Raw genomic sequence first — 8,126 nt, 5'->3', positions numbered from 1 at the left:
TGTAGCCGATGTAGTCGATGGTCTTGACGGTTTTCAGCCCATAGAGCTGATCCTTCATGATCTTGTCGAGCTGGCTGCCGCTGCCGGTGAACACCGCGCCCGCAGCCATGCCGAGCAGGCGCTTCTTGAACTCTGCCGCAGCCGCCACCTGGCCACCGGTGAAGGTGTTGCGCACGGTCGGCTCATCGTGCGGGAAGTCGACGCGGAAGTAGTACCAGGCCTCGTCCGTTACCTCGTTGCGCTGGAAGTACAGCGCCTTGGGGTAGCAGTTGGCGATTTCGATCACGCTGCCGCACTGCTGCAGGGCCTTCTCGCGCATCTGCCGATCGTTGAGCAACTGGTCGTCGTGGTCGTCGCTGTTTTCCAGCTCCTGCATGGCCTTGTTGTATTTTTCCAAGTCCAGCTTGAACCAGTACATGCGGTTGCCGAAGCCCAGGTGAAATTCGCCCCGCTTGTTCCAGTCGTACATCAGCAGCGCCTTCTCGGCGGCGCTTTCGGCGATCAGCAGTGCGCCCTGGTACCGGGCGGCCTTGATGTCAGTCTCAACCTGGTCGGCGCGCTTGTCCTCGTCGAGGAACATCCAGCGCTGATGCAGATCGTTCCAGTCGGTTTTGCGGTCACCCTGCGGGATCTGCGCGGCCTCGCAGGTAAAACCGAGCTCGCGGGCCATCCGCACCCAGCGGCGCGTATAGCGATGTGCTGTCGGCTCGTTATCCAACGCCCACACCAGCTTCGGCAGCTTCTGCCCAGCGTCCGCGCAGGCCTTCGCCAGCGCCTTGAGGGACTCGGCCGGGAATGCGTTGCAGCTCATGGCCGAGACGGCATCGATGTCGTGATGCAGCAAAGCAATGGCGTCGAAGATGCCCTCGACGATCCACAACTCGCTGACCTGGAGCAGGTCCACGCTCGGCGGGCACCACCAGTAGCCCTTCATGGATTGGCCGGGCGCGAAGCGCGCCTTTTGCTTGCCGAAGCGGTGCGGCCGGTCAATCAGCCGTTCCCAGTAGCCACCCTTCTCCAGCGGAAAGCGCACCGTGGCCGAGCCGATGCTCTGGTGGCGGTCGAAATAGTTTTCTTGCGTGTACCAGCCCTTGATCAGCTCCAGACGAAAGCCGCGGGCGCCCTGCAGGTAGCTATTGGCGGTGGCGGTGGGCTCTTTTTCAGTGGCCGGAACGCGCTTGCTCCAGTCATCGAACAGATCGTCGAACAGCTCCTTGATGTGCCACTGCTGGCCGCACTTGCCGCGCCCGCATTTGATGAACCAAGGCTCGTCATAGCGGCTGAACAGCTCGCGCTTGTTGCAGCTGGGGCATTCACCCTTGCGCATGTAGTTGGTGCCGGCGATGCGCTTGAGGCCGAACTGCTGTTCCAGGCGCGCGAGCACTTCGGTGCGGATGGCGTGGTCCATCGACTTCATGAGCGTGGCCCCCAAGCGAAGGCGTCAATCTCATCGCTTACCGCATCAAGCTGCGCTTCAGTGATCAGCGCATTTTCCAGCAGACCGCTGAGGTACCCGGATAAGCGGATAGCCTCATCGCGCTGCAGCTGGAAACTTGGCGAAGTAACCAGCCGCTGCAGGTGCAGCTTGAACAGGAAGCGCGCCGGGTCGGCCGCCAGCGCCTGACAGGCTGGCATGGTGGGCTGAGTGATCATGCCGGCACCCCCGCTTCCTTCAGCTGCTTCACCAGCTCGCGCATGGTGCGGTTCAGGCCGGCGATGTGCGGGTGGTCCTCAAGGATGCGCGGGCCGCGGAAGCCGGCCGGTGTGTAGCGGTACTTGTCGTCGAACCAGCACGCTGCCATCAGCAGCTCATATTGGTTGGTCAGAAAGCGCAGATAAGCTTCGGCCTGGGGTCGCTTGAGTCTGATTTCTACGGTGATGTCGCACATAAAAGCCACCATTCGGGCGCAACTTCCCCCTACCCGCGCAACGGCGGGCATGGAGACGGGATTCAATTCAGGGGGTGATCAGTTAGCGGCTGCTGCAGCCGGCTGAGCCGTCGGCGGCTGGAGGCGCAACGGCAAGTAGCGGAGCGGAAACAGCGCCCGCTCCCCGCTGCTGACGTGCACGAGACACAGGCGGGTTTCGTCACCCTGTCCGCGATCGATAGCCACACGGCACGAAAGCTCAGTCATCGCCAGATGCACCAAACGCTGCGCCATGAAGGTCGGCACTTCGAGCCCGTGAACCAAATAGCGGCATGTACGGTCATACAGACGCTCATCGTCCCCGAGGTACTCATCCTGATGGCGCAGGAGGTAGGCCTTGGCGGCGGCTTGCATCGTGCTGCGGTAATCCTTGGCAGAGGTATCGCTGTTCATGCGAGTGCTTCCTTGAGTGGCTGATCGAACAGATCGGGTTGATCACTTGCAGGTCGGCTGTCACGCAATGCCTGCATTTTCGCCACGGACGGCGCAATCGGCAGCACCACCCTTGGCTTGTCCATGCCCGACGTATTGATCTGGTAGTCCCAGCTCATCGAGCCCGTTAGCACCAGTCCGCAGGCCAAGTTCTGGCACTGGCCGTAGATGGTGCGGAATGTCGGTGTCTGGCCTTCTGAGTTGCGAATGCGCATCCGCTCCCCACACGCCGGGCAAACCAGTTTGTAAACGCTCATCGCTTCCCCTCACCTCAGCCGTGGCAGCGGCTGGCCTTCCTAGGGATTAATCCCTCTGCGCACGCACCAACCCACATCGATGCGTGCACAGGTAGCCGTTATTGGTCGAACAGATCGCCGCTCGGCTGAACGCTGCGGCCCACGCTGTCCATGGCGGGCGCGGGAATCGCGAGCTGGTGGCAATGCTGGGTGAGCTGGGCATACAGCGTGGCGCGGATGGCTGGCACGGTTTCGGCCTTGAGCTGAGCAATCAGCTTGGGGATCTGCCGATGCATGGCCAACTGGTGGTTCATGCTGAGGTACGAAGCGCCTCGGCTCTCGCGCGCTTGGCGCTCCATGGCGATGAAGTAGCGGCGGACCTGTCGACCCTGGTCGTTGTTCTCGACCATGGCCAACTCTTTCGCCATGTCGAGGGTGAGGTGATATTCCAGCCCCGGTCTACCACCTGTACTTTTCGCCAAAACGGGCGAAAAGTCCTCGCCTTCAATGAACCCGTATTGCTCGATTCGGCCCTTGATCCAGTTACTGAAATCGCGCCCGACCTGCATGAATTGGTGAAGGTCACGCGCAACGCATAGCTGCTGCGTTCGGCCTTCGATTTCGCCCTGTAGCACCGGGATAAGGTTGGTCGTCACTGTTGCTCTCCTTGTTGCCGCTTGGTGTGAAGCAGAATCACCGCCTGCACTTCCCCGTGGCGTGCCGCAATGTGCTTGCGATGCGCGGCCAGGATCGCTTCGACTTCCTGCTCATCGATGGCGCCATCCTGCAGCGCAGTGACGATGATCTGGTCCACCACGCCGCGCTTGGCAGTCGCCTGGAGCGAGCGGCGGTAGAGGTCGATATTGTCCAGTTCGTCCGGGTTGGCGATCGGTACAAACACGCCGCCATAGAGCGCGGCCACGTAGTCAGGCAGATGGGCTGTGCCGGCGTCCTGCTCAAGCTGATGCAGCTGCTCGTCGGTAAGCGGCTGGCAACCGTTGGTTTCGTACAGCTGGTTATCAAACCGCTTGATGGGCAAGCCCAGGCGCGCCGCAGCGCACTCTCTTCCACCGGGGTAGCTGGCGACCACAGCCCGCATCACTTGCCGGCGGCTCTCTAGAATCTCGCGCTTCATCTTCTAGTTTTCCCTGGGGATTAAGCCGATTACGGTTAGCAGGCGTGGGCAAAGGGATGCGCGAGCAGGCCGGGAATCAACTCCACGCCGGTCTGCTGCGAGAGGTCACGCATGATGGAAAAGGCAATCCGCCCGTTCGGCATGGTTTGGGAACCCGCCCAACGCGCTACGGTCTGGGTGACGGTGCGCGGGTCATACCCCTTGGCCAGGGCGAACGAGCGAAAAGTTAGGCCCTGCTCAATCAATCGGGCGTGGATTTGGCGCTTGTTCATGGTTCGGCGGTCCCCGGTTGGCTAATATGTTCCCGTTGTGAGCAATCGTAGTTTCCCACAAATGGTAAGTCAACGTGGAATTTCCAAAATTGGGAAATAAGTCAGCAGCCGCAGTGCTCGACCGATTACAGATCGTTTTCGGCGTCAAGAACGACAATCAGCTAGGTGAAAAGCTCGATGTAAATCGATCGACGCTAGGCAATTGGAGGTCTAGAGACTCGGTCCCTTACACATATTGTGTAGATATAGCGGCTGGTCGCGGCGTTTCTTTGGACTGGCTTCTGACCGGCGAAGGCGAAATGCTGCGTCGAAATGCCGCCGAGCAGGGTCCGCAGGAAGAACGCGGTGACTACGCCATGCCCTCCGCTGAGCGTGCGCTGCTTGCCGCCTACCGGGCCCTGGACGAGGACGGCCAGCAGGCCGTTGAGTCCGTTGCCCGAGAGAAAAAGCGGCTGCGTGATATTGAAATGCAACTAAAGGAGTTGGTGGCTGCAGTTGCCGCGCTTAATCGTTCGCCATAAAGTGTTCGCACTTGGAACAACTGAGCACGGACGCAATGCCACAGCTGCGATTCATCTACAGGGACGCACAAGGCCAAATCAGCGAGCGAACGCTGACCCGCTGGATCGAGAACTCTCGATATCTCCAGGGCCGGAACGAAGTCGACACTCTTCCCAAAACCTACCGTAAAGACTGCATCGTCGAGTTCCTGGCTGGCGCTGAGCTATTGCTTAACGAAGCCGCGCCGCCAGCGCCAGAACCAAAGCCAAAGGCCGCACCTGATGACCGGCCTCAGATCCTCTTTACTGGTTTCAAATCCGCAAGGCGCGAAGACCTGGAGCGCACCGCCGCTGCGCAAGGGCTGCGCGTGATGAAGACCGCTGGCAAGGCGCTGGCCTTTCTCTGCATCGGTGAAAAAGCCGGGCCTACCAAGGTGGAGAAAGCGCGCGAAGCCGGCGCGTTCATCCTAGATGAACTCCAGCTGCACGCCCTATTCGAAAGCGGCGAGCTGCCCTGCTAACCAGACAAGGACCGTACCCCATGCTTAACGAGCAAATCCTCGACCACGCCTTCGGCGCCCGTCTAACCGAAGAGCGCGAACGCCTCGGCCTGGCCATCCACGAACTGGCGCACCTCGCCGGCATCACCGACTACAAGCAAAAGCGCTTCGAGAACGGTTCATCCGTCATCCCCATCGACTACCTGCAGGCGCTGGCTGCTCGCAGCGATGCGGACGTGCTGTACATCATCACTGGAGACAGATCTTGACAACTCATTCAAAACGCGCTCGTGATAGATCTTTCCCATAGTGCCTCTAGTTATTTTATTAACGTATGGAAAGTTATATGTATGAAGAAAAAACGTTAAATTTCTCGGTGCTCAATGCGTACCTATAAGTGGATAGGCAAAGCCTTGGCCGAATTTTTAATCAATATTCTGGTCTCAACCATACCGTTTTCAATGGCTGTATTGACGCTGATGATGTCGTCAAAGCTCAATATGGATTTCAATGAAGCCATAAGAAAAATTGGTTCCAACGGGGAGCTGGTAGTTTACTCGGCAACCCTTATGGCCCCACTTATATATGCAATCATTAAGGACCCTCCCGTCAGGTTTAAAGGGGCATTTGCAGTAATTGGCCTCCTACTGATTCTCTCCGGTGCCGGTGTATACGTAATAGGTATGCTTGACGGATTCAGCGATAGAATAATGACATTTTCTTTTTACTGCTTTTGCTCATCGGTCCTTGTGTTCCTAATGATTATTATATTACAGCACGAAGTTGATAGCAGAAATAATGCCCCCAAAATACGATCTGACGCGGTTGCAGATTCGCTGGCGGAATATAAGAAGCATAGAGGGTCTTCACGATGAGCTACAGTTCAATGCTTCCCTTCACCGAGAGCGCTAATAACGGTGCGTTCACGGTAGATTGTATTTCTGTCGACCAACCGCTTGGCCGGTTCTTCATCGCAAGCATCCCTTATGAAAAACTGATCGAGATCACTTATGCGGATACCCGACGTGTCGAATTAGAAGAGAAAAGCGGCTACGAAACGATGCTTGGCATTCAGCGCGAACTGGCGCCAGGCCGAGTCAAGGAGCTTGAGCGCTATGTGAACACCTACGACGCTTGCTTTCCTACAGCCATCATCCTTTCTGTCCCGGAGAGCTGTGTTGAATTTGATGAGGAACGGCGCCTGCTTCGAATATCGGCATTCGAAGCCGAAAATCGTGATGACAGTGTTGCATATGACCACATTGCTAAAATTCTTGATGGTCAACATCGCATCAAAGGCCTTAAAGCATACTTCCAAGATAAGCCTTTCGACGTAAATGTAAGCATTTTCGTAGATCTAGATCCAGCCTCTGAAGCGTACATTTTCTCTGTCGTTAATCAGGCCCAAACCAAGGTAAATAAAAGCTTGGTTTATGATCTTTTTAGCCTGGCCACAGCGAAAAGCCCCCAAAAAATGTGCCACCAAGTAGCCGTAGCCCTAAACGAAACCAAGGATAGTCCTTTCGAGAATAAGATTAAGAGGCTCGGGGTTGCCGGACCGAAAACAGAACCCGTCGCCATCACTCAAGCAGCATTTGTAGAGGCGCTGCTAAAGCATATCAGCTACCCGCACAGCCTAGCGGTAGATGACAGAGACCTCTACCTGAAAGGGAAACAACCTCCGCGGCCTAACGCGAAGGAGTTGAAGAAAATGATCTTCCGAGAGTTCATGATCGATGATCGAGTTTTCGACCTTACAGATATCATCTGGAATTATTTTGACGCTGTTAGAGCACGCTGGCCGGACTCTTGGAATAGCGACCATAAAGGAGTGATGCTAAGCAAGACGAACGGCTTTATGGCCTTGATGCGATTCCTGAAGGATATTTACATTGATCTTGACAGAATAGGCTCCGTTATTACTACCGAAGAGTTTTCGAATGTTCTTAGCGAAATAGACATCGACGACAGTGAGTTTACGGTAGACAACTACAAGCCAGGCACAAGCGGCGAAAGCAAACTCTATAAGGACTTAAAAGAGCGCAGAAAAGTTAATAACTAACTGGCCAGCAGCGGATGGCGAGTTCCTGATAAGTTCCCCTGAACTCGCTTTTACCCGACAACACATTACTTCTAGACAAAACTGTTTGATCGAAATCTCCGTATAGCTTATTTACAGACTCATGATTCGCATTTAAGACTAGAACCTTAGCACCTCGACTAGTGGCACGAACTACGGCATCTCGCAGCCGCACCTGGTCTTCCCAACGAAACAAATTTTCATTGTATTTGATGAAGCCGTTATAGTTATGCTTCACGGTATAAGGAGGATCAACAAATACGAAATCCCCTTCGCCAGCAAGTTCTAATGTCGTTTCGAAATCGTTTACTTTAAACTCGGCGCCTTGGAAAAGTTCCGCTATTTTTGGAAATGCTTCGATATCCATTAAGACGTTATTTTTTGTCCCAATTGGAACATTGAACTCTCCCCTCAAGTTCACCCGATACAATCCATTCCAGCACGTGCGGTTTAGGTAGAGCGTTCTGGCCGCCTTGGAGTACATAGATTCAGGTACGCCCGCCCTGATTTGGTAATAATACTCTTTACAATGATTGCGTTGATGCTCGGTGAGCAACGTTGCAACCAGCTCCCAATCCGCCTGAATAGCTGCATACGCATTTATCAGTTCAGCATTGACGTCCGAAAGCACAGCATTCTGTGGTCGAAGATGAAAATAAACCGCTGCGCCACCTAGAAAGGGCTCAAAATAATTATTGAAGTCTTTAGGAAACAGATCCATCTGTTTCCTAACAAGCCATCGTTTACCGCCGGCCCACTTTACGATTGGTTGGAGCTCCATGTATTACGATTCTCGAACGGCAGTGATAACCGCGTAGCTTAAGCACCGTAGCAGGTGCCGTCCAGCTTGCTATTGGTTGCCACCACTGTCGATCTAGAGCCCTTTCAACACTGGCTGGTGCTCAATCACGCGTTCGCTTGTTGGATCCGCTTCCATTCCCGCTCCACGGCGCGCTGGGCGCTGCTCTTTTCGGCGTACAGGTTCACCAGCCGCTTGGGGTTGGTCTGGTCGCCCTCGGTGAGTTTCTGTTGCTCGCCGGTCT

The 8,126-nt window shown here is 55.5% G+C and carries 14 protein-coding genes; 5 read left to right on the top strand and 9 right to left on the bottom strand.

The window, feature by feature from the left end; genetic code table 11:
- The 8 genes from ACN0UN_RS11470 to ACN0UN_RS11435 all read right to left on the bottom strand — a co-directional run.
- Window positions 1-1,417, bottom strand: a 1,417-nt coding sequence (locus ACN0UN_RS11470; protein ID WP_417660096.1) for a toprim domain-containing protein, incomplete at its 3' end; no start/stop codon positions are given.
- Complete coding sequence (locus tag ACN0UN_RS11465) at window positions 1,414-1,653, bottom strand: hypothetical protein (RefSeq protein ID WP_417660095.1); 240 nt, start codon at window positions 1,651-1,653, stop codon at window positions 1,414-1,416. The genes ACN0UN_RS11465 and ACN0UN_RS11470, both read right to left, overlap by 4 nt.
- A complete protein-coding gene (locus tag ACN0UN_RS11460; RefSeq protein WP_417660094.1) occupies window positions 1,650-1,889 on the bottom strand; it encodes a hypothetical protein in 240 nt (79 codons plus the stop codon). The genes ACN0UN_RS11465 and ACN0UN_RS11460 overlap by 4 nt, the downstream gene beginning before the upstream one ends.
- Window positions 1,890-1,967: 78 nt before the next feature.
- On the bottom strand, window positions 1,968-2,321 hold the full coding sequence (locus tag ACN0UN_RS11455; RefSeq protein ID WP_417660093.1) for a hypothetical protein: 354 nt from the start codon (window positions 2,319-2,321) through the stop codon (window positions 1,968-1,970).
- Window positions 2,318-2,617 carry an ogr/Delta-like zinc finger family protein gene (locus ACN0UN_RS11450; protein ID WP_101153095.1) on the bottom strand — a complete coding sequence of 100 codons (300 nt, stop codon included), beginning with the start codon at window positions 2,615-2,617 and terminating at the stop codon, window positions 2,318-2,320. Before ACN0UN_RS11450 ends, ACN0UN_RS11455 begins: the two co-directional genes overlap by 4 nt.
- A gap of 98 nt (window positions 2,618-2,715) precedes the next feature.
- On the bottom strand, window positions 2,716-3,252 hold the full coding sequence (locus ACN0UN_RS11445; protein WP_417660092.1) for an antA/AntB antirepressor family protein: 537 nt from the start codon (window positions 3,250-3,252) through the stop codon (window positions 2,716-2,718).
- The gene (locus ACN0UN_RS11440) at window positions 3,249-3,731 is read right to left on the bottom strand and encodes a YmfL family putative regulatory protein (RefSeq protein ID WP_417660091.1); all 483 of its coding nucleotides are present in this window, start codon (window positions 3,729-3,731) and stop codon (window positions 3,249-3,251) included. The genes ACN0UN_RS11445 and ACN0UN_RS11440 overlap by 4 nt, the downstream gene beginning before the upstream one ends.
- A 35-nt stretch (window positions 3,732-3,766) precedes the next feature.
- Window positions 3,767-4,003, bottom strand: coding sequence for a hypothetical protein (locus ACN0UN_RS11435; RefSeq protein ID WP_417660090.1), 237 nt, complete (start codon window positions 4,001-4,003; stop codon window positions 3,767-3,769).
- A gap of 74 nt (window positions 4,004-4,077) precedes the next feature.
- On the opposite strand from ACN0UN_RS11435, the gene ACN0UN_RS11430 reads away from it, so the two are divergent.
- The 5 genes from ACN0UN_RS11430 to ACN0UN_RS11410 all read left to right on the top strand — a co-directional run bounded on the left by ACN0UN_RS11430 (window position 4,078) and on the right by ACN0UN_RS11410 (window position 7,065).
- On the top strand, window positions 4,078-4,524 hold the full coding sequence (locus ACN0UN_RS11430; protein WP_417660089.1) for a helix-turn-helix transcriptional regulator: 447 nt from the start codon (window positions 4,078-4,080) through the stop codon (window positions 4,522-4,524).
- A gap of 11 nt (window positions 4,525-4,535) precedes the next feature.
- On the top strand, window positions 4,536-5,024 hold the full coding sequence (locus ACN0UN_RS11425) for a BRCT domain-containing protein (protein WP_417660088.1): 489 nt from the start codon (window positions 4,536-4,538) through the stop codon (window positions 5,022-5,024).
- A 20-nt stretch (window positions 5,025-5,044) separates the two neighbouring features.
- Window positions 5,045-5,272, top strand: a complete 228-nt coding sequence (locus ACN0UN_RS11420) for a helix-turn-helix domain-containing protein (RefSeq protein ID WP_417660087.1) — start codon at window positions 5,045-5,047, stop codon at window positions 5,270-5,272.
- A 114-nt stretch (window positions 5,273-5,386) separates the two neighbouring features.
- Complete coding sequence (locus tag ACN0UN_RS11415; RefSeq protein ID WP_417660086.1) at window positions 5,387-5,878, top strand: hypothetical protein; 492 nt, start codon at window positions 5,387-5,389, stop codon at window positions 5,876-5,878.
- Complete coding sequence (locus ACN0UN_RS11410; protein ID WP_417660085.1) at window positions 5,875-7,065, top strand: DGQHR domain-containing protein; 1,191 nt, start codon at window positions 5,875-5,877, stop codon at window positions 7,063-7,065. Before ACN0UN_RS11415 ends, ACN0UN_RS11410 begins: the two co-directional genes overlap by 4 nt.
- On the opposite strand, the gene ACN0UN_RS11405 is transcribed toward ACN0UN_RS11410, so the two are convergent.
- The gene (locus tag ACN0UN_RS11405) at window positions 7,055-7,864 is read right to left on the bottom strand and encodes a DNA adenine methylase (protein ID WP_417660084.1); all 810 of its coding nucleotides are present in this window, start codon (window positions 7,862-7,864) and stop codon (window positions 7,055-7,057) included. The two genes, ACN0UN_RS11410 and ACN0UN_RS11405, sit on opposite strands and share 11 nt — an antisense overlap.
- Window positions 7,865-8,126 lie beyond the last annotated feature (262 nt).

This window comes from Pseudidiomarina sp. (genome assembly GCF_048267825.1).
Classification (GTDB): domain Bacteria; phylum Pseudomonadota; class Gammaproteobacteria; order Enterobacterales; family Alteromonadaceae; genus Pseudidiomarina.
Note: the sequence above shows the minus strand (reverse complement) of the source record. Positions and strands in the feature narration are given on the sequence as shown.

Excerpts from the sequence above, each read along its gene's own strand:
- ACN0UN_RS11465 (WP_417660095.1), bottom strand. The coding sequence starts at position 1,653 with ATGATCACTCAGCCCACCATGCCAGCCTGTCAGGCGCTGGCGGCCGAC.
- ACN0UN_RS11460 (WP_417660094.1), bottom strand. The coding sequence starts at position 1,889 with ATGTGCGACATCACCGTAGAAATCAGACTCAAGCGACCCCAGGCCGAA.
- ACN0UN_RS11455 (WP_417660093.1), bottom strand. The coding sequence starts at position 2,321 with ATGAACAGCGATACCTCTGCCAAGGATTACCGCAGCACGATGCAAGCC.
- ACN0UN_RS11450 (WP_101153095.1), bottom strand. The coding sequence starts at position 2,617 with ATGAGCGTTTACAAACTGGTTTGCCCGGCGTGTGGGGAGCGGATGCGC.
- ACN0UN_RS11440 (WP_417660091.1), bottom strand. The coding sequence starts at position 3,731 with ATGAAGCGCGAGATTCTAGAGAGCCGCCGGCAAGTGATGCGGGCTGTG.
- ACN0UN_RS11435 (WP_417660090.1), bottom strand. The coding sequence starts at position 4,003 with ATGAACAAGCGCCAAATCCACGCCCGATTGATTGAGCAGGGCCTAACT.
- ACN0UN_RS11420 (WP_417660087.1), top strand. The coding sequence starts at position 5,045 with ATGCTTAACGAGCAAATCCTCGACCACGCCTTCGGCGCCCGTCTAACC.
- ACN0UN_RS11415 (WP_417660086.1), top strand. The coding sequence starts at position 5,387 with ATGCGTACCTATAAGTGGATAGGCAAAGCCTTGGCCGAATTTTTAATC.
- ACN0UN_RS11410 (WP_417660085.1), top strand. The coding sequence starts at position 5,875 with ATGAGCTACAGTTCAATGCTTCCCTTCACCGAGAGCGCTAATAACGGT.
- ACN0UN_RS11405 (WP_417660084.1), bottom strand. The coding sequence starts at position 7,864 with ATGGAGCTCCAACCAATCGTAAAGTGGGCCGGCGGTAAACGATGGCTT.